Annotated in this window: 16 protein-coding genes; 10 read left to right on the top strand and 6 right to left on the bottom strand. The window is 62.1% G+C overall.

The features are described from left to right. Position 1: 1 nt before the first annotated feature. The 3 genes from AACW18_RS11000 to AACW18_RS10990 all read left to right on the top strand — a co-directional run bounded on the left by AACW18_RS11000 (position 2) and on the right by AACW18_RS10990 (position 3,723). Positions 2 to 1,417, top strand: coding sequence for an efflux transporter outer membrane subunit (locus AACW18_RS11000; RefSeq protein ID WP_218388655.1), 1,416 nt, complete (start codon positions 2 to 4; stop codon positions 1,415 to 1,417). A gap of 132 nt (positions 1,418 to 1,549) precedes the next feature. Next, on the top strand, positions 1,550 to 2,356 hold the full coding sequence (locus AACW18_RS10995; RefSeq protein ID WP_218328403.1) for a siderophore-interacting protein: 807 nt from the start codon (positions 1,550 to 1,552) through the stop codon (positions 2,354 to 2,356). A gap of 260 nt (positions 2,357 to 2,616) precedes the next feature. After that, complete coding sequence (locus AACW18_RS10990; RefSeq protein WP_218388654.1) at positions 2,617 to 3,723, top strand: 3-deoxy-7-phosphoheptulonate synthase; 1,107 nt, start codon at positions 2,617 to 2,619, stop codon at positions 3,721 to 3,723. 501 nt (positions 3,724 to 4,224) lie between these two features. Here AACW18_RS10990 and AACW18_RS10985 read toward each other — a convergent pair. Next, a complete protein-coding gene (locus tag AACW18_RS10985; protein WP_042653861.1) occupies positions 4,225 to 4,632 on the bottom strand; it encodes an H-NS family histone-like protein in 408 nt (135 codons plus the stop codon). Positions 4,633 to 5,052: 420 nt separating this feature from the next. Next, the gene (dsdC, locus tag AACW18_RS10980; protein WP_218388653.1) at positions 5,053 to 5,997 is read right to left on the bottom strand and encodes a DNA-binding transcriptional regulator DsdC; all 945 of its coding nucleotides are present in this window, start codon (positions 5,995 to 5,997) and stop codon (positions 5,053 to 5,055) included. A gap of 230 nt (positions 5,998 to 6,227) precedes the next feature. Here dsdC and dsdX point away from each other — a divergent pair, with 230 nt between their 5' ends. The 3 genes from dsdX (at position 6,228) to AACW18_RS10965 (ending at position 9,420) form a co-directional block, all read left to right on the top strand. Then, positions 6,228 to 7,565: a D-serine transporter DsdX gene (gene dsdX / locus AACW18_RS10975; protein ID WP_042653863.1), complete on the top strand. Its 1,338-nt coding sequence runs from the start codon at positions 6,228 to 6,230 to the stop codon at positions 7,563 to 7,565. Positions 7,566 to 7,581: 16 nt separating this feature from the next. Beyond that, a complete protein-coding gene (locus AACW18_RS10970; protein ID WP_218388652.1) occupies positions 7,582 to 8,913 on the top strand; it encodes a D-serine ammonia-lyase in 1,332 nt (443 codons plus the stop codon). A 330-nt stretch (positions 8,914 to 9,243) separates the two neighbouring features. Continuing rightward, positions 9,244 to 9,420 carry a hypothetical protein gene (locus AACW18_RS10965; protein ID WP_126623380.1) on the top strand — a complete coding sequence of 59 codons (177 nt, stop codon included), beginning with the start codon at positions 9,244 to 9,246 and terminating at the stop codon, positions 9,418 to 9,420. Between the two features lie 73 nt (positions 9,421 to 9,493). Here AACW18_RS10965 and icd read toward each other — a convergent pair whose 3' ends face one another. Beyond that, on the bottom strand, positions 9,494 to 10,747 hold the full coding sequence (gene icd / locus AACW18_RS10960) for an NADP-dependent isocitrate dehydrogenase (protein WP_218290722.1): 1,254 nt from the start codon (positions 10,745 to 10,747) through the stop codon (positions 9,494 to 9,496). Positions 10,748 to 10,949: 202 nt separating this feature from the next. Further along, positions 10,950 to 11,825, bottom strand: coding sequence for a helix-turn-helix transcriptional regulator (locus AACW18_RS10955; RefSeq protein WP_218328408.1), 876 nt, complete (start codon positions 11,823 to 11,825; stop codon positions 10,950 to 10,952). A 129-nt stretch (positions 11,826 to 11,954) separates the two neighbouring features. Between AACW18_RS10955 and manA the strand changes: the two genes are divergently transcribed. Further along, entirely contained in the window at positions 11,955 to 13,166 is a 1,212-nt protein-coding gene (manA, locus tag AACW18_RS10950) for a mannose-6-phosphate isomerase, class I (protein WP_218388651.1), read from the top strand. 295 nt (positions 13,167 to 13,461) lie between these two features. Continuing rightward, entirely contained in the window at positions 13,462 to 14,010 is a 549-nt protein-coding gene (locus AACW18_RS10945) for a YgjV family protein (RefSeq protein ID WP_084228359.1), read from the top strand. 130 nt (positions 14,011 to 14,140) lie between these two features. On the opposite strand, the gene AACW18_RS10940 is transcribed toward AACW18_RS10945, so the two are convergent. Continuing rightward, positions 14,141 to 14,290, bottom strand: coding sequence for a hypothetical protein (locus AACW18_RS10940; protein ID WP_218290719.1), 150 nt, complete (start codon positions 14,288 to 14,290; stop codon positions 14,141 to 14,143). Between the two features lie 675 nt (positions 14,291 to 14,965). Here AACW18_RS10940 and AACW18_RS10935 point away from each other — a divergent pair. Together AACW18_RS10935 and AACW18_RS10930 are read left to right on the top strand one after the other, a co-directional pair. Further along, complete coding sequence (locus AACW18_RS10935) at positions 14,966 to 16,861, top strand: PTS fructose transporter subunit EIIC (protein WP_218388650.1); 1,896 nt, start codon at positions 14,966 to 14,968, stop codon at positions 16,859 to 16,861. A gap of 363 nt (positions 16,862 to 17,224) precedes the next feature. Further along, a complete protein-coding gene (locus tag AACW18_RS10930) occupies positions 17,225 to 18,040 on the top strand; it encodes a hypothetical protein (protein ID WP_218388649.1) in 816 nt (271 codons plus the stop codon). Positions 18,041 to 18,186: 146 nt separating this feature from the next. Here AACW18_RS10930 and AACW18_RS10925 read toward each other — a convergent pair whose 3' ends face one another. Beyond that, complete coding sequence (locus tag AACW18_RS10925) at positions 18,187 to 20,517, bottom strand: Ig-like domain-containing protein (RefSeq protein WP_218388648.1); 2,331 nt, start codon at positions 20,515 to 20,517, stop codon at positions 18,187 to 18,189. Between the last annotated feature and the right edge of the window lie 196 nt (positions 20,518 to 20,713).

Raw genomic sequence — 20,713 nt, 5'->3', positions numbered from 1 at the left:
GATGCACAAGTTGTCCAGACAGAGGCGCCGCCTCTTATCCAGACAGGGCCGCAGCCTCTTATCGCGACCAGCGCTCTGCCTCGCCGCCGGCCTTGTCCTCAGCGCCTGCAGTCAGCAGAGCACCTATCACCAACCGGATCTGGTCGTGGCGCCGAGCTGGCAGCAGGCCGACGAGGGGCTCACCCAGCAGCAGGCGGGCCTCTGGTGGCAGGGGTTTAAGGATCCCGCCCTCGACCGGTTGGTCGATGCCGTGCTGGCCGCCAACCCGGATATGCAGGTGGCGGGGCTCAGGTTGAAGAACGCCCTGCTTGGCGCCGATCTGGCCGACACCAATCTCACCCCCTCGGTCAACGCCAGCATAGGGGTCAGCGGCAACAAGAACATGGGCACCGGCGTGACCAGCCGCAATCTGGGCCCCTCTCTCAACCTGGGTTACGAGGTGGATCTGTGGGGCAAACTCGCCTCGGTCCGGGATCAGGCCGGCTGGGAGGCCCAGGCCAGTGAGCAGGATCTGGCGGCCACCCGTCTGATGCTGATCGGCAAGGCGCTGGAGCAGTACTGGCAGCTGGCCTATCTCGGCTCGGCCATCTCCCTCGGCGAGCGCCAGCTCGCCAACTACAGCCGCGCCGAGCAGCTGACCCGCGCCAAATATGACGCCGGTGCCGTTACCCGGCTCGATCTGGTGCAGGCCGGCCAGCAGAAAGCCGGCAAGCAGGCGGAGCTCGCCTCCCTCGTCCTGCAGCGGGAGCAGGCTGGCAATGCCCTGCGGCTCTTGCTCGGCCGCAGCAGCGGTCCGCTGGAGTTCATCCCGGCCGCCCTGACGACCAGCCCCATCCCATCGCTGGCGGTCGGCATTCCGGCCGACGTGCTGGCCCGGCGCCCCGATGTGCGGGCCGCCGAGCTGCGGCTGCGCAAGACGCTGGCCAGGGGGGACGAGATCCGCACCAGCTTCTACCCCAGCCTCAGCCTGACCGGCAGCGCCAGCACCACCTCGGACACCCTGACCCAGGTGCTGCAGAATCCGGTGGGGACCCTGGGGGCCACCCTGGCCCTGCCCTTCCTCGAGTACAACAAGACCAAGCTATCCATCGCCAGCTCCGAGGTCGATTACCAGATCGCCGAGACCGAGTTTCGCAAGCAGCTCTACGGTGCCTTGCTGGAGGTGGAGGATGGGCTGGCCGCCCGCCATCAGGGCGAGCAACGACTGCACTATCTGGGGCAGCAGCTGAGCTATGCCAGGGAGGCCGAGCGGCTGGCCCGGGCCCGCTTCCAGGCCGGTGCCACCGGGGTACAGCCCTGGCTGGATGAGCAGAATCGGCTGTGGGATGCCGAGCTCAGCCTGTTGACCCAACAGCAGAGCCAGCTCAACACCATGGCCGGGATCTACCAGGCGCTGGGGGGGAGCGATCGGAGCTAGTCTCCCGCCTCTCTGTGCCACGGCCGGGGTAAATATCCCTCCCGGCCGTGGCCTCCTTCCCACCCACAAACCAATTGATAATAATTTTCATTTGATGAAGAATGAGCGCCATTGCCTGTCAGGAGTACTCAAATGTCACAGCCCGCCCCGGTCAATCGCCCTCGCCTGCTCACAGTCAAACAGGTCCATGATGTGGGCCCCCATCTGCGCCGCGTCTGTCTGACCAGCCCTGAGCTGGCCGACTACCCCTTCAGCTGTGGCGGCGCCCATATCAAGATCATGCTGCCCCAGCCGGGCCAGCCCCATGCCGTGCTGCCGACCCCGACCCCCAAGGGGCCCCGCTGGGAAGATCCGAGCCAGAAGCCCATCCTCCGCACCTTTACCATCCGCGCCTTCCGGCGTGAGGCGCTGGAGCTGGACATCGACTTCGCCCTGCACGGCGATGCCGGCCCGGCCAGCCGCTTCGCCCTGCGGGTCCAGCCTGGCGATCTGCTGGCCATCTCAGGCCCCGGCGGCCCGGATCCCATGCTGCAGCCGGCCCTGCACTACTACATGGCGGGGGATCTCACCTCCCTGCCCGCCATCAGCGCCATGGCAGAGGTGATGCCGGCCGAAGCCCGGGGCCATATCGCGCTGCTGGTGCCCCATAGAGAAGATGTGCAGGATCTGTCGCTGCCCGTCGGTGTCAGCCTGCGCTGGTTTGTCGGTACTCCCGACCAGACCGAGCCCCTGGTGAACCATTTCACAGCCCTGCCCATGGCCTCTGAGCAGAGCTATTTCTGGTTCGGTGGGGAAGAGGGGCTGGTGGTGCCGCTGCGCCGTCATGTCAGGCGCGCGCTGGAGGTGGATCGCTCCCAGGTCTATGCGGTGCCCTACTGGCGCCACGGCAAGGATGAGGACGCCTACCATCAGGATCGCCATGTCGTGATGGATAGCTGATAACGCCTTATTTTCCTTGTATTTATCGGGCCTTTTCCCATTCTGGATCGGGCCCGATTGCAATCCGGTTTCTGCCCTTTTTACCCCCTCCCCCCCATTCTGGTGATCCTCGTTCTAGTGCTTGCATTTGAGACTGACAACAAGATAATGATAATCACTCTCAACAAATGGTGATGTGTCAGCGTCCCTCGCCGCCTGATCCGGCGTCCAGGTTTCGCAGGCACCTCATCGACCCCATTTGCACAGCAAGGTAATCCCAGATGGCAGTTTTGAATTCGGTAATGCGCGCCTTCGCGGTGGAGGCGCTCCCCACTCCTGCCGACCTGTTGGCACAGCATCCCTGCCCTGCCGAGATGGCGGAGCAGATTGACCAGCACCGTCACCAGGTTCGCCAGATCCTGACCGGTGCAGACGATCGCCTGTTGGTGGTGATCGGCCCCTGCTCCATCCATGATCCCCTCGCCGCGCTCGACTATGCACGGCGCCTGACACGCCTCGCCGAGGCCTATCAGGACCGGCTGTTGATAGTGATGCGCACCTATTTCGAGAAGCCACGCACCACCGTCGGCTGGAAGGGGCTGGTATTCGACCCTCATCTGGATGGCAGCAACGACATAGGCCAGGGTCTGTGCCTGGCGCGCCGGCTGCTGCTCGACATCAACCGGCTGGGACTGGCCACCGCCACCGAGTTTCTCGATACCACCAGCTTCCTCTACCTGGCCGATCTCATCAGCTGGGGGGCGATAGGGGCGCGCACCACCGAGTCCCAGGTACATCGGCAGCTGGCCTCGGCCCTGCCCTGTCCCGTCGGTTTCAAGAACGGCACAGATGGCAATATCCGGGTGGCCATCGATGCCATCCAGGCCAGCGAGGCCTCCCATCTGTTCACCGCCCCCGGCAGCCAGGGTGGCATAGTGGTGATCAAGAGCGAGGGCAATCCGAGCGGCCACATCATCTTGCGCGGTGGCACCCTGCCCAATTATCACCAGAGCGATGTGATGGATGCCGCCGAGCGGCTGGCACGGCAGGGGCTCAACCATCGGCTGATGGTGGATTGCAGCCACGGCAACAGCCAGAAACAGCACAAAAACCAGATCCGGGTCGCCGGGGAGCTCTGTCGCCAGTTGAGCGAGGGCAGCGAGGCCATCGCCGCCGTCATGGTCGAGAGCTTCCTGCAGGGGGGGAGCCAGAAACCGGCCCCCCTGAGTGAACTCCAGTACGGCCTGTCGGTCACCGACGCCTGTCTGTGCTGGGATGACAGCCAGACGCTGCTGGCCATGCTGGCCGATGCCGTCGAGGCTCGTCGGCAATACCAGGGGACAAGCTCGCCGTCGACCCGCCGCGAAGAGGTGCAACCGGTCAGTTAATCGACCGCTTATTTGTTAATGCCAGGGATCGCTCCAGATCCCTGCATTAAATAACCGCCATCATTATCCCCCAGACAAGCTGCACATATCGCCAGTCGCCGAGGGTCAAATAGACCTGCGATAACCCGAGTTAAATAACCCGACATGAGTTAATGCCTTTATGGCCACGCGGACAGCATCTCGGGGAGAACGAAGAAGTCTGACTGAAAGAGTGCCCTCTCATTTCCTCGATGAGGGGGTCCGTCACAGGGTTCTGCGAGTTTCATAGGTGAAAATAAATGGGCTGTATGAGTCCAACTTCAAGTGGTCGGCAATGATGGGATCAGGGTTGATCCCATTGCTTCCAGCAGGGGGAATCTTCTTTATTGGATCGAGATGATCATGCAGATCCAGATATGCCGGCGCAAATAGTGCAGCGGCGCCATGGGGGTGATTTTGTATTATCCCAAAAATAATAATGCCGCCCATTGGGCGGCATTATTGACAAGCGGATCCAGACAATCAGATCAAGAAGTCGTTCAGATCCTTGCCCAGCGCAACCTGCTCGGCAATGGCTTTCGGCATACGGCCCTGACCGGTCCAGGTCTTCTCCTGGCCATCTTCCTGATACTTGTACTTGGCAGGACGCGGAGCACGCTTGCTCTTGGCTGCGCCAGCGGCTGCCGGGGCAGCGACGCTGCCGATCAGCTCACGCGGGTCGATACCGGCTTGTTGCAGCATCTCGGTAAATTCGCTCAGCTTGCGCTGACGCTCTTCCTGCTCGGCACGTTCCTGTTCAACAGACTCGGCACGCTCGTTATATACCAGATCAAACTTTTCTTTCGCTTCTTGCAGTTGCTCAAACGGCAGTTCACGAATGGCAGCACGCAAGCTGCGAATGTTCAGTAGAACTTTCAGAAACTCGTTCATTACTTCCTCACAGAATTATTTTTGTATGTCACAGGGATAACACAGTTTGAGAATAGCATGTCCGCTCGATAACAACATAATGATTTTATAGTGCCAGCAGAAGGCTTGACAACATCATGACCATTATTCGTTGCCGTTAATTCACACTGTTGTCGTAATTGAAAAAGATGGCGGCTAGACATTATTTTCTTCAGCCTTGGTTAATCGCGGTCAGATCCTCAGCCAGGATATTCGTCGATCCGATAAATGAGCATGGAGTCATCCAAGCACCGGGGGATGATAAAACACCAGATCTCTCCCGACTCATGTCAGTCTGCCATCCACTGCGAATACCGAGGGCATTATCCGCCCCCGGATAAAAATAAACCGCGGCGAGTCAACCAGTCCCGACAGGAATACCCCGCCTTGCGGCCCTCCGACTCAGCACGCCATCGCGGCCTGGGTGCCTATCCAGTCGATGAAGGCCTGGATCTTGGGGCACTGGCGGTTGGGGAGCGTCGCCATGTAGTAACGCTGCTCGCAGCGCACCTCCCTGCCCGGGAAGGGCTCCACCAGCTCGTTGCGCTCCAACCGCTGGCGTACCAGGTTCTTGCGGCCCATGGCCACCCCGGCGTGATTCATGGCGGCGATGATGGCGAGATCGGAGCGATCGAAGCCCATGCTCGACTGACAGCCGTCGAGGGAGATCCCGGCCTGACGGGCCCAGCTGCACCACTCGTCGGTGTCGGAATCGTACCCCCAGGCCTGCCTGTCGTGCAGCAAGCGACAGCGAGACAAGTTGTCAGGGTTATCCAGCAGCCCATGCTGCTCGGCATAGTCGGGGCTGCATACCGGCACCATGTATTCATCCATCAGCGGGTGGATGGCGAGCCGCTCCGGCATCTTGTCGTCGAAATAGATCGTCAGATCGATGCCATAACCGTGCAGGTTGACGTTCTCGTTGCCGGTCATGATGTTGAGATCGATCTGGGGATGCAGGCGGGAGAAGTCCGCGAGCCGCGGCACCAGCCAGCACTGGGCGATGGAGGGGCGGGAGTAGACAGTCAGGGAACCGGACAGCTCCTGATTCTTGATCTCCAGGATCTCCTGATTGATGAACTCCAGCGAGGACTTGAGCGCCCAGAAGATCCGCTGCCCCTCCGCCGTCAGCATCACCTTGCGGTGAAAACGCTGAAACAGCTTGAAGCCAAGCTCCTCTTCCAGCGCACCTATCCGGTGGCTCACCGCGCTCGGGCTGAGCGCCAGCTCATCCGCCGCCAGGGCGAAGGAGCAGTGACGGGCCGCCGCCTCGAAGGTGTGCAGCTTGGAGAGTTGATAGCCGCTCAGCAGCTTGTTTCTCGATACATAGTTGTCTTCGGTATACATCCGTCTTCCCCATCACCGGCTAAAGATCGCCGTCATGATATCCCGGAAAGCCCGCTTTAGGATGAAGCAACCGAATCCAAGTCACAGATCTACAGCTAAATGTGATGAATGTGGCACCTTTGCATCAACCCAGCTCATCCAAGACGCCATTTTCATCATTTGTCAGCCCGGCGCCATTCCCGTTCAATAGGCCCATCGTTCATCTCTTATCACCCTTGTCGAGGCGCAGTATGAATTCTGAAATGTGGGTCGTCGGTACCTTGCTGACTAGCATCATCCTGATCGTCTTCACCATAGTGAAGGGCAGGATCCACCCCTTCCTCGCCCTGCTGCTGGCGAGCTTCTATGTCGGCACCATGATGGGGATGAACCCGGTCAAGATGGTCAATGCCATGGAAGAGGGCATAGGCGGCACCCTGGGCTTCCTCGCCGCCGTCATCGGTCTTGGCACCATACTCGGCAAGATGATGGAGGTATCGGGCGCCGCCGAGCGCATCGGTCTCACCCTGCAGAAGTGCCGCTGGCTCTCGCCTCAGGTCATCATGGTGCTGGTCGGCCTGGTGTGCGGCATCACCCTGTTCGTCGAGGTGGGGGTGGTGTTGCTGATCCCGCTCGCCTTCTCCATCGCCCGCAAGACCAACACCTCGCTGCTGACGCTCGCCATCCCGCTCTGCACCGCCCTGATGGCCGTGCACTGCATAGTGCCGCCCCATCCGGCCGCGCTCTATGTCACCAATCAGCTGGGTGCCGATATCGGATCCGTCATCGTCTATGGCCTCGCGGTCGGGCTCTTTGCCTCCCTGGTCGGCGGCCCCCTGTTCCTGAAGCTGCTGGGCAAGCGGGTGCCGTTCAAGAGCGTGCCCGCCGCCTTTGCGAATATCGAGGCGCGCGATGAGGCCGAGCTCCCCTCCCTCGGCGCCTCCCTCTTCACCGTGCTGCTGCCCATACTGCTGATGCTGGCCAAGACGGTGGCCGAGCTGAACATGGATCAGAGCTCCATCCTCTATACCCTGCTGGAGTTTATCGGCAACCCCATCACCGCCATGTTCATCGCCGCCTTCACCGCCTACTACGTGCTGGGGATCCGCCAGAGCATGAAGATGGAAGGGCTGCTGGACAAGACGGAGCAGTGCTTCTCCTCCATCGCCAACATACTGCTCATCATCGGGGCCGGCGGCGCCTTCAATGGCGTGCTCAAGGCCAGTGGCCTGGGGGACAGCCTCGCTACCATCCTCTCCCAGCTGGACATGCACCCCATACTGCTGGCCTGGCTGGTGGCCATAGTGCTGCACGCCGCCGTCGGCTCCGCCACCGTCGCCATGATGGGGGCCACCGCCATCGTCGCCCCCATCATGGTGCACTACCCGAACATCAGCCCGGAGATCATGACCCTCGCCATCGGCTCAGGCGCCATCGGCTGCACCATGGTGACCGACTCCCTGTTCTGGCTGGTGAAGCAGTATTGCGGCGCTACCCTGAACGAAACGCTCAAGTACTACACCAGTGCCACCCTCCTCGCCTCCCTGATGGCGCTGGCCGGCACCTTCCTGCTCTCCTATATCGTGTAAAAGACAGAGACATCCCATGAAAAATACCGACATTGCGCAACTCATCGCTCAGTACCCGCTGGTTCAGACGCTGATCTCTCTCGAGCCTGTGACCTGGTTCAACCCCAATGCCACCACATTGGCGGCCGGCCTGCCCTACGTGGGGCTGGATCAACGCGACGTCGCAGACGCCTCAGCCCGCCTGGCCCGCTTCGCCCCCTACCTGTGCCAGGCCTTCCCCGAGACCCGTGCCATGCAGGGCATTCTGGAGTCCGAAGTCGCGGCCATCCCCGCCCTGCAAGCGACCCTCAACCAGCGTTACGGCGTTGACCTCACCGGCCGGCTGCTGCTGAAAAAAGACAGCCACCTGCCGATCTCCGGCTCCATCAAGGCCCGTGGCGGCATCTACGAGGTGCTGACCCATGCCGAGCAGCTGGCGATCAAGGCCGGGTTGCTGCGCGAAGACGACGACTACAGCAAGCTGTTCAGCGATGAGTTCCGCCGCTTCTTCGGCCAATACAGCATCGCCGTGGGCTCGACCGGCAACCTCGGCATGTCCATCGGCATCATGAGCGCCAAGCTCGGCTTCACCGTCACCGTGCACATGTCCGCCGATGCGCGGGAGTGGAAGAAGCGCAAGTTGCGCGAACACGGGGTCATAGTGGTGGAATACGCCGAGGATTACGGGGTGGCCGTGGAGCAGGGGCGCAAGGAGGCCGAACGCGATCCCAACTGCTTCTTCATCGATGACGAGAACTCCCGCACCCTGTTCCTCGGCTACTCGGTGGCGGGTGAGCGGCTGAAAAAGCAGTTCGATGAGATGGGCATCGAGGTGGATGCCGAGCACCCGCTGTTCGTCTACCTGCCCTGCGGGGTGGGCGGCGGCCCGGGCGGGGTGGCGTTTGGCCTGAAACTCGCGTTCGGGGATAACGTTCACTGCTTCTTCGCCGAGCCCACCCACTCCCCCTGCATGCTGCTCGGGGTGCACACCGGCCTGCACGATCAGATCGCGGTACAGGATCTGGGGATCGATAACCTCACCGCCGCCGATGGCCTGGCGGTGGGGCGCGCCTCCGGTTTCGTCGGCCGCGCCATGGAGCGGTTGCTGGATGGCTTCTACACCCTGAGCGATCAGGAGATGTATGACCTGCTGGGGCTGCTGGACAGGGATGAGCAGATCCGCCTCGAGCCTTCCGCCCTCGCCGGCATGCCGGGCCCCTGGCGGGTCAGCGCCGATGGCGAGTGGCAGGCATCCCGCGGTCTGGATGCCCTGCGCATGGCACAGGCCACCCACCTGGTGTGGGCCACCGGCGGCGGCATGGTGCCGGCGGAGGAGATGGAGAAATACCTCGCCACCGCCAACATCTGATCTTTTTTTAAGCCGAAAAACCCGCCACCCTGGCGGGTTTTTCTCTTCTGGGATCAGCAAGATGGCATGCTCTTTACCCAAGCTCTGCCGGCACCCACGTCACTCCCCCTGCCGTCAATCCCCCCAAGTTGGTTATTTTGTGATACGATAGGGGCCGTTTTTTGACATCTGCGCCCCGTTGACGCCCATATCCGGCGAGATCACTACCCAATCCGGTGATAACAACGAGCAGTCGCGCAGCACAACAAGTGACCTGGTTGAGTCATATCTGGCGAGTTTGCTCGGCCAGAGGGCAATCACCAAGGGCACCTTAGATAAGGAGATCGGGCAATGAAACAGTATCAAAGCTGGCTGGGACAATATCTGATGAGCCGTCGCGATGGCGATCACGCCATGGCCTCCGAACTCGCTAACTCCATCTGCGAGTTCTGGCAGGCCCAGGGCGACGAAGCCGAGAGCAGCAAGTGGCAGCAACGTTATCAACAACACATAGAGCAGGCGCAATAAGGCAAGAGCCTTCGTCTGTCACCCATAAAAAAACCGGCGCTCATGGCGCCGGTTTTGCTTTTGGGAAACCCGATTACATCTGGTCGACCATGTCCTGGGCGAACTGGGAGCAGGAGCGCAGGGTGGCGCCTTCCATCAGTCGCTCGAAGTCATAGGTGACCGTCTTGTTGGCGATGGCCGCTTCCATGCCCTTGATGATGAGATCGGCCGCTTCGACCCAACCCAGGTGGCGCAGCATCATCTCGGCGGAGAGGATCAGCGAACCCGGGTTGACCTTGTCCTGACCGGCATACTTGGGCGCGGTGCCGTGAGTCGCCTCGAACAGGGCCACACCGTCACCAATGTTGGCGCCGGGGGCGATGCCGATGCCACCGACCTGAGCGGCCAGGGCGTCGGAGATGTAGTCACCGTTGAGGTTCATACAGGCGATGACGTCATACTCGGCCGGGCGCAGCAGGATCTGTTGCAGGAAGGCATCGGCGATGACGTCCTTGACGATGATGGTCTTGCCGGTCTTGGGGTTCTTGAAGGAGCACCAGGGGCCGCCGTCGATCAACTGGGCGTCGTACTCTTTCTGGGCCAGGGCATAGCCCCAATCCTTGAAGGCACCTTCGGTGAACTTCATGATGTTGCCCTTGTGCACCAGGGTCACGGAGTCGCGATCGTTGTCGACGGCGTACTCGATGGCGGCACGGACCAGACGCTCGGTCCCGGCCTTGGACATGGGCTTGATGCCGATGCCGCAAGACTCGGGGAAGCGGATCTTCTTCACGCCCATCTCGTTTTGCAGGAAGGCGATGACCTTCTTCGCTTCATCGCTGTCAGCCTTCCACTCGATGCCGGCGTAGATGTCTTCGGCGTTCTCGCGGAAGATCACCATGTCGGTCAGATCCGGACGCTTGACCGGGCTCGGGGTCCCTTCGTAGTAACGGACCGGGCGCAGGCAGATGTAGAGATCCAGCTCCTGGCGCAGGGCCACGTTGAGGGAGCGAATACCGCCACCGACCGGGGTGGTCAGCGGGCCCTTGATGGCCACGCAGTATTCACGAATGAAATCCAGGGTTTCGGCCGGCAGCCAGGCACCTTCGCCATAGACATGAGTCGATTTCTCGCCGGTATAGATCTCCATCCAGGCGATCTTGCGCTCGCCTTTGTAGGCTTTCTCGACCGCGGCATTCACCACACTCAACATGGCCGGGGTCACGTCCACACCGATGCCATCCCCTTCGATAAACGGAATGATCGGGTTGTTGGGAACCTTCAGCTTGCCGTTGGCATCGACTGTGATTTTCTGACCCTGGGTCGGGATAACTACTTTGCTTTCCATCGGCATCTCCTAACTTCCGTTTGTTATAAATCTGATCGTTGCGCGCGGCCATCTTAGCCCATCCATTTTCATAATCAAATGGCGAGCGTGCATGTCCGACCATAGTCGAGTACTGGATCACAGTGCGCTCTGTCCGTGCGTGCCCGGCACGCGGCGAGGCCCGCCGGCGCCAGCGCCGATGCGGGTCCAATGGCATCCGTCCTCATCCCGCCAGATCCTCCGGCTGCCCCTGGGGCTGGCTCAGGGAGCGGTACTGGGACGGGGTCAACCCGGTCTTCTGCTTGAACACCCGGCAGAAATAGTTCACATCGCCGTAACCGCAGCGGCTCGCCACCTCCTCCAGCCGGAAGCGGTACTTTTTCAGCATGAACTTGGCCCTGTCGATCCGCACCCAGCTGATGTAGTCCGCCAGCCGCATGTGGCCCTGCTCGCGAAACAGGTGGGAGAGATGGCTGGCCGAGACGTTGAAGCGGTGGGCGATGGAGTCCCGGGTGACGGGGCGGTGAAAGTTCTCCTGAATGTAGATGCAGATGCCGTGAAACAGATCCGCCCCCCTGGGCCGCTCGGCGGCGGACTCTGCCAGCAGCTGGCGGGCGCTGGTGAGCAGCGCCTGCAGCAGGTGGTTGTCGGTGGGGGAGCGGCCGGGATCCTCGGTCAGCACGTTGAGCGCCGCCAAGATGTGTTCGAGCACGTGGCCGGCCCTGGCCATGATGCTGTGCTTTTGCACATCGAAGAAGTCGGGGTCCTCCCGCCGCTTGCTCACCAGGCTGAAGCCGAGCTGGCGCTTGCCAAACAGCAGGCTCAGCACCGAGCAGTCGGTGGTCCATTGTGGCTTGTTCCAGCCGTTGGGGGGGATGTAGAGCGCCTGCCCCGGCAGTACGCTGATCTCCTTGCAGCCCAGCTCCTTGTCCCAGATCTGGTTGCGGTATTCGCCGCTGAACACCAGTTCGAGGCGCGGAAAGTTGACCTGATAGCTGAAGCCGGGTGGAACCCCCTGTTCGCTGGCGAACCAGATCTGCTCGAAAGGAACCTGTTCGTGGAGGGCGCCGTCGAGCAGCTGGCTGAAGATGAGTGACATGATGATCCCGATCAAGAGAGAGGCAAGCGATTGCGGCGGCAAAGGTCGCCCATGTTATAGTCCGGGCCGGACCGTCAATTCCACCCTTTTCTGCAAACCACTTTCTTCAAACTCAATGAGGCGTCCCTTATGAGCAGTCGAGATCTGCCCTCCTTTCTGTTGATGCAAAACCCGATTCAAGGCTATGACTGGGGCAGCCATGACGCCCTCACCACCCTGTTTGGCATCCCCAATCCGGACGGCAAACCCCAGGCCGAGCTGTGGATGGGCGCCCATCCCAACGGCTGCTCCGAGGTGAACCTGGCGGGCGGCGCACAGAAGCTCTCCGCCGTTATCGAGGCCGCCCCCAGCGCCGTGCTGGGCGAGGCCACCGTCGCCCGCTTCGGCAGCCTGCCGTTCCTGTTCAAGGTGCTCTGTGCCGAGAAGGCGCTCTCCATCCAGGTGCATCCCAGCAAGGCGCAGGCCGAAGCCGGTTTTGCCAAGGAAGAGGCCGCCGGCATCGACGCCAAGGCGAGCAATCGCAACTACAAGGATCCGAACCACAAGCCGGAGCTGGTGTTTGCCCTCACCCCCTATCAGGCGATGAACGGTTTTCGCGCCATTCCCGCCATCCTGGCGCTGTTCGAGCGGGTCAAGCTGCCGGCCCTGGCCGAGCTGGTCGCGGCCCTCGCCGCCAACCCGCATGAGGCGGGGCTGCAACACTTCTTCCACCAGTTGCTGATCCTGGCAGGCGCACGCAAGGAGGAAGCCCTGGCGGGGCTGCTGGCCTATGCCGCCGAGCATCGGGACGAGGAGACCTTCGCGCTGATCACCAGCCTGGCCGCCCAGTACCCGGGGGATGTGGGGCTCTTCTCGCCGCTGCTGCTGAACGTGGTGACCCTCGAGCCGGGCCAGGCCATGTTCCTCGATGCCTGCACCCCCCACGCCTATGTGCGCGGCACCGGCCTCGAGATCATGGCCAACTCCGACAACGTGCTGCGGGCCGGTCTCACCCCCAAGTACATAGACGTGGCCGAGCTGCTGGACTGCACCCGTTGCGTCGCCAAACCCGACGATCAGATCCTGCTTACCCCCCGCGTCGAGGGCATGGCCGAGAACATGGTGCAGCACTTCGAGGTGCCGGTGCCGGACTTCACCTTCAGCGTCTACCCGGCCGGTGAGCATGCCCTCACTACCTCCAGCGCCGAGATCCTGTTTGCCATCGATGGCACAGTGACGCTCAGGCAGGGTGAGCAGATACTGCGGCTGGAGAAGGGTCAGTCTGCCTTCGTCCCCGCCGCCACCGGCCACTATCGGCTGCTGGCCGAGGGCCGGGTCGCCCGCGCCGGCAACCGCTGCTGACGACTGTCTTGCTGCAGCGATAACCGGACAAGGGCCATCATCGATGGCCCTTGTCATTGGTGCCAGATCCCGACCTGGCCTCCCTCTCTTGGCCCTCCCGCAGCGCGGTGCCTTGACGGGCGCCGGCCGTCACATGGTACGATTCCGCACCGGCCACGGCCCCCTGATAGAAGCTCCCCATGAATGACCCCCTGACTCGATCCGTTGCGCTCACAATCGCGCTCGCCTGCGGCAAACCGACCCACAACCAACACAATGACTGCCAGCCAAGGCTGCTCTGCAAGGGTCCTCTCCTGTGAGCGCCGAGCCGAGCGGGCTGATGCCGCTCTGGACGCTGTTCCAGCAACAACCCCTGGCACAGGGTATAGGCCTTGCCGCCATGCTGGTCGGGATCAGCGCCTTCCGGCAACGGGACGACGGGCGTTTTCGACTGCGGCTTTGCCTCTATCAGGCGGCCATCGCCCTCCACTTCTTCCTGATGGGCGCCAGCACGGCGGCCCTCAGCGCAGGTCTCAGTTGCATTCGCACCACCGCCTCGGGGCACACCCGCAGCCCCTGGGTGATGCTGTTCTTCCTGATCCTGGTCTGGGTGCTCGGCATTCCCCAGATCACGAACCCGGTGCAGTGGTTACCCATCCTAGGCACCACCATAGGCACCTGGGGACTGTTTCGCGCCCAGGGCATCACGCTGCGGCTGAGCATGCTGGCGGGGGGCCTGTGCTGGACCAGCCACAACATACTGATAGGCTCCATCGGGGGCAGTCTGATCGAAGTCAGCTTCCTGTTCGTCAACTGCCACACCATGTACCGCATGTGGCGGCAACCGCAGTCGAGCCCGGCCTGACCCCGCCCGGCTCGCGGTCTGAGAGAGTCGAGCAAGGCCGAGATGAGCCCTAAAAAAAACCACCGCCCTGTCTCGGGGCGGTGGTTTTTGATTATCTGCGCAACCGGTAGCCATGATGGCCGTCGGCAGGCTAGTGTTCTGCCGCTTCCGGCTGGGGAACCTCGGTACGCTCCCGCTGCAGTTCATCGACCCTGGCCTGCCACTTGTCATGGGCCTGCTTCTGCCCTTGTGACTCAAACTCATGGCGCATGGTGTCGATCTCTTGGTCAAGTTTTTCCATCAGGATGTCTCCTTACATCAATAGGGTTACACACTGGCTGACGGCACTGTTGGCCAACCTGCTCACAGAGTGTGACACCACTATCCCCCCAACTGTCCAACTAAATAAACGATTGATTATCCATAAACCAATCTAAAAATTGGGTGCAGACTCTCCTGCAAGCAGGCCGGCAGGGCCAGAGCAAGGGCGCTTGCCACCCCTGCCCGTTCCAATTGCGCAGCAATATCAGCCACCTATCCCCATGGCTCTCGCCGTCACTTTCCTGCTGCCGGCCCGTACACGCCTCCGGTTTGGCCGCCTCAAGCCGCGATGGCAACAGTCTGCCCTAGCCCCCGCCAGCCGCATTTTTGCCAGACGGCTCACATTTCAGGGGGTGGCAATAGCACACAAATCTCCATCCCCCGTGGCTGACCGGCGAGACAGATGGCACCTTCCCCTCTTGGCTCTTATTCCAAAAACCACAATAACCATATGTTTTTAAATGATATTAAATGCGGACCGGCAGACTCCCCTCTCGAAACCAAAATGCGAGCAGGGTCACAGGCCCGGCGCACTGACACAAAAATCCAGTAAAGGGCACATATGTCCGATTTCGATGAGCCGGCAAGGGCGAAACAATAGACGGGTCAATTGTTACCCATCGCAACGGCTCCACGAAGGAGCCAGGAGACACATATGCTCACCTCGTTGATAGATGAAGGACTGATCTGCCTCGACATCGTCGCCAAAGACAAACAGGGGCTGTTTGTCGAGCTGGCCGCCCGGCTCAAGGCCAGCGGCAAGATTGCCAATCAGGACCAGTTCGTACGCGACCTCTGGGCACGGGAAAATCTCGACAATACCGGCTTCGAGCAGGGGGTCGCCCTGCCCCACGCCAAGAGCGAGGCGGTACTCCAGCCCGCCATCGTCATCGGCATCAGCCGGCAGGGGATCGACTACGGCGCCGAAGATGGGCAACCCTCCAAGCTGTTCTTCATGATTGCCTCCCCGGCGGGGGGCGCCAACCACCATATCGAGGTGTTGGCCGAGCTCTCCACCAAGCTGCTGGAGCCAGGCTTCATCCCGCAGATGCAGGCGGCCAGCAGCAAGGCCGAGGTGCTCAGCCTGTTGACCAGCGCCCAGCCCGACACCAAGCCGCGGCCACAAGCCAAAGCCCAGGCGAAGCCCAGCCTGCCTGAGCCCCAGGATCGCAGCATCAAGGCCCAGCTCGGCACCCTCAAGCAGCACCTGTTGTTTGGCACCTCCCACATGATCCCCTTCATCGTCGCGGGGGGCGTCTTGCTGTCGCTGTCGGTGATGATGAGCGGCAAGGGCGCGGTGCCCGAGGCCGGGGTGCTCAAGGACATGGCCGATATGGGCATCGCGGGGCTGACGCTCTTCACCGCCGTGCTCGGCGGCTACATCGCCTACTCCATGGCAGATAAACCTGGCCTGGCTCCGGGCATGATCGGCTCCTGGATCGCGGTGCAGCAGTTCCACACCGGTTTTCTCGGCGCCATCCTGGTGGGCTTCATCGCGGGCCTCATCGTCAATCAGCTCAAACGCATAAAACTACCGGACTCCATGAGTTCGCTCGGCTCCATCTTCATCTATCCGCTGATCGGCACCTTCCTGGTGTGCGGCATAGTGATGTGGGTGATAGGCGCCCCCATCGCCGCCATGATGGACGGGATGAACCACTGGCTCTCCAGCATGGCAGGCTCAGGCAAGGTGATGCTGGGCGCCATCCTCGGCGGCATGACCGCCTTCGACATGGGCGGCCCGGTCAACAAGGTCGCCACCCTGTTCGCCCAGACCCAGGTCAACACCCAACCCTGGCTGATGGGCGGCGTCGGCATCGCCATCTGCGTTCCACCGCTCGGCATGGCGCTGGCCACCCTGCTCTCGCCCCGTCGTTACAAGAAAGAGGAGCGTGAAGCGGGCAAGGCGGCCGCCATCATGGGCATGATCGGCATCAGTGAGGGGGCCATTCCCTTTGCCGCCGCCGACCCGGTGCGCGTCATCCCAGCCATAGTCGCGGGCGGCATCGTCGGCAACATCACCGGCTTCATGATGCACAGCATCAACCACGCCCCCTGGGGCGGCTGGATAGTGCTGCCGGTGGTGGAAGGCAAGATGGGCTACATCCTGGGCACAGTGCTCGGCGCCCTGACCACGGCCCTCATCGTCAACCTGCTGAAAAAGCCGGTGACCGAGGATGAAGAAGTGAGCCAGCCCGACAGCGACTACCAGGCCATCGAGGCCGAGGGTGAGGCGGACGTGCTCGCCATCACCGCCTGCCCCTCAGGCGTGGCCCACACCTTCCTCGCCGCCAAGAGCCTGCAAAAGGCGGCCGCCAAACAGGGGATCAAGCTGAAGGTAGAGACCCAGGGCGCCAACGGCATCATCAACCGCATCACCGCCAAGGACGTGGCCAACGCCCGCTACGTCATCCTGGCCCACGACGTGGCTATCAAGAACCGGGAGCGATTCAAGGACATCGAGATCATCGATGTGAAGACCAAGGAGGCCATCCACAATCCGGAAGGGTTGCTGGCCCGCACCCTGGCAGGCAGCAGCAAGGTAGCCTGACGAGACTGGCACTGACTGCAGATGAAGAAAAGCGAAGGGGCCTCAGGGCCCCTTCTTGTATGTCAGCGTGCCACCCCCTATGACGAGGCCAAGCTTGCTCTCTTCAGGCGGCACCGATACGACCGGGCAGCAGCAGAGCCCCATCTGTCATGCGCTCATATCGGCGATTGACCCAAGTAGGGATGGCAGCCCCCCTTGCCGGCTCGCTAACATACTGACGCCATCCTTTCCCTATTCGGAGCCCCTGCATGGATCTGTTCTTACTGTTTGGCCTGCTCGCCATGGGGGCGATGCGCTGGACGGCGCCTGACCAGGGCCTTGAACCGCAACATTGATCACTCAGGCATAGAAAGGAAGGATGAGATGGACGCTGATCTGACAGCCCTGCGCAGGCGCTGGCTTAAAAAACATCTGCAAGAGCTGCGAGCCGCGAAAAACGAAGAGGAAGAGAAAGGGGGAATGCTGCGTTTCGTCGGCATTCTGTTAGCCGCCATCCCACTGCTCACCGCTGCCGTGTATTTCGTGGGGATGCGCTACTACCATGGCTATGTCGGCCAATTTGGACTCGATAGCACCGAGTTCTCTCTGCCCGCTGACGCCACGCTTCTCTTCGGGTTTTCTCTACTCGTCAAGCTGCTGATGCCATATATCAGTCCCTTTGTTTTCACTGTTTTGGGATTGGTTATCATGCTCGGCGTCCTGTTTTTCAAGGCGAGGTGGCGCCTGACGCTCTCTTGGTGGCTGATTCGCTGCTTCGTGCTGCTTCCCATCGTGCTGAGAGGAGTAAAAATTGCCCATCAGTATCCCGCCCCCTTTACCTTCAACTGCTTGATTTGGCTAAAAAGTGCCTACTTGAAATTCGCCATTTTCATCCTTCCCCCCTTGCTGGTCATTTTGGCAGCCGAGCACATCAGATCCATGGGTGAAGAGCTGGCCCGCAGCCAGATCACCCACCTCGAACAAGGCAGCTGGCCGATGAGCGAGGCCCATAGCCAGTCGCCCCTGCTGGGGAATGAGCCCCATATCCGCATCGCCTGCAACGGCAGCCATTGTGCCTATCGCCTCAAGGGGGGCGACACCCTGATCCTGCGCTTCGATCAGATTGAGCAGACCCGCTACCGGCCCGAACCGCCCCCTCAGGACGAAGCCAGCCCAGCTGAGACGCCCGTCCACCCTTGACCCCGACGATCGGCCCCTGCCATCGTCATAAAAAATCCGGCGCCAATGAGTGGCGCCGGATGATGTCATGGTGGGCGGCCGTTATCGGCCGTGTCGCCCGTCTGTTCGCGGCTCGATCAGATGAGCGCGACTGATACTCCGCCGGCTTAAGGGGCCGGCTTGACCAGGGTATCGAGTCCGCTCACCACCAGGGTGCCCCTGCCTCCCGTCATCTTGTGGAAGTTGGTGCCCTGCTGGGAGGGGTTGTCGGTGCGGGCCAGCAGGGTGGCGCCGTTGTTGTAGTTCTGGATCTCGGTGGCGGTAAGCGGCCGATCCGACAGGATCAGCAGCAGAGTACGAAACTCCTTCTGCGCGCTCGCGGCGTCAGGCACCCTGGGCTTCTGGTCGGCCGGGATCAGCTCGTAGGCGGCCAGGCTGGCGGGATCCGTCATCTCGGACGACTCCATCAACCCCATCAGGTAGAGCTCAATGTCGGCGAAATTGGCGCTCACGTTGTTCAGCTGCCCGACGATGCCCAGCCAGGGCGCCCAGTGGCCGGTGGCCGGCGGCACCACCCAATTCGCCCAGCGATGGGCCATCTCGTGCAGTATGGGGCCGTAGGTCGAGGTCGACAGGTACCTTTTCGCGTACAAAAACCAGATGCCCTGCAACTTGCCATCCGAGTGAAACTCCGCCGAGCTATCAAACATGCCAAGGCCGATGCCCGCCACATCGTTCCTGACGTGGGCGTACTCGCCGGTGGGCATATCTACAGGGGTCGTGGGAACCTCCTCGTTGTTCATCACCACGGTGATGAAGTCAAACTCGTCCCGGAACTGCTCGTAGACCCGCCCGCTCAGCTCCCTCAGGGCGCTCTGTCCCTCGGGCGAGTTGATGGAGTTCGCATTCCAGAATGCGAACTCCGCCTGGCTCAGCTGCAACGAGGCGATCTGGTTATACCGCGGTTCTATGATGATGGGTGCCACGGGTGCTACCGGCATCACAGTGAGCTGCGCCGCCGTACTGGTGACGCCGGCCAGGCTGGCGGTGATGAGCGCCAGCCCCTCGCTCAGGCCGTGGGCCTCTCCCCGGCTGCCATCCACGTTGCCGATAGTCGCGATGGTGGGGGCATCGGAGTACCAGATGGTGGTGGCATCGCCCGTCACATCCCGGCTGCTGCCATCGGAGAGGGTCGCCATGGCCTGGAACTGCAGCCGGTTCCCGATGGACAAGGACGCCGCTGGCGGCGTGACCGCCAGACTGGTCACCACGGCGGATGACACGGTCACCGGGGCAGAGGCGCTGAACGGCATGCCCTCGACAGTACCGCTCGCCGTGATGGTGGCAACGCCCGCCGTTTGTCCCGTCACCAGCCCCTTGCTGCCCTCGAGGTTGCTGACGGTCGCGATCTCGGGTTGGCTGCTGTGCCACTGGACGAGGGGGTTGTCGGTGACGTCGAACGATGTCCCGTCGGACAGATGCGCCGTGGCGGTGAAGGCGAGCTGCAGCCCCACCGGGACTGTCCCTTCCGTCGGTTGCAGCTCGAGCCGGGTGACGAAGGCCGAGCTTACCCTGAGCTGCTCGGTCGCATCGAGGGGCACTCCGTTGATGGTGCCGCTCACCCTGATGGTGCTGCCGCCCTGCGCCAGCCCGGTAACCAGCCCGCTGTCGCTGATGCTCGCCACCGCCGGATCGCTGCTGCTCCAGCTCAGGGCCTCATGCTCGGTCACATCGATGGGGGCACTGCCATCCGACAGGCTGGCGAAGGCGCTCAGCTGCGCACTCATCCCCACCGGCAGCGGATCTTGCGGGGCATGGATATCCAGCCCGGTGATCAGGGCATCCGTCACTTCCAGCGGGGCGGAGGCCTGGAGCGGCTCGCCATTGACCGTTGCGACGGCCTCCAGGGTCAGTGCCCCGACCGCCAACCCGGTGGCCAGCCCCTTGCTGCCCTCCTCGTTGCTGACCTGCGCCAGGCTGTCGTCACTGCTGTACCAGCTCAGAGCCGAGGCGTTGGTCACATCCCGCGACTGGCCGTCTGAGAAGCTGGCGGTGGCCACGAAGGCCTGGCTCAAGCCCACCGGCACAGTGGCGCTGGCCGGGGTCAGCTGCAGCCCGGTCACATAGGTGTCGATGACCTCCACCCTGGCGGTGGCGCTGTAGGGTTCACTGTTCACCGTGGCGGTCGTGGTGATGACCACCGTGCCCGGGCTGATCCCCTTGGCGAGGCCATGCTCATCCACTGTCACCACGGCGGCATCGCTGCTGCTCCAGACGACGTCGGGGTGCTGGGTCACGTCCTGCACCGAGCCATCCTCCCAGGTCGCCTGCGCCTGGAACTGCTGCTCGAAACCGACGGGGACCCTGGCCTCCCCCGGGCTTATCTGCAACGAAGAGAGGGGATGACCATCCCCCGTGGAGCCTCCCTCATCGTCATCACCACAGCCCAGCAGCGCCAGGGCCGCCAATCCTATCATCAAGCACTTAGCCAACTTCATTGCCACTCCTTCCTCTCTCACTCCCTTGCCCGGACCACTCAGGGTGAGCCGGGGCCGCTGGTCGCCGCGGCTGTTTTTACCTGGCGCGGAGTAGAGCAACGGGGCCTGTCGTCGTCCACCGAAAGCCACGGCAGATACAGGCTGCGTTAAGAAAGCGTCAACAAAAGGTTGCGCCTGGCGCGGCAGCCCGCTGACG

The organism is Aeromonas sp. sia0103 (assembly GCF_963895295.1).
Lineage (GTDB): Bacteria > Pseudomonadota > Gammaproteobacteria > Enterobacterales > Aeromonadaceae > Aeromonas > Aeromonas encheleia.
Note: the sequence above shows the minus strand (reverse complement) of the source record. Positions and strands in the feature narration are given on the sequence as shown.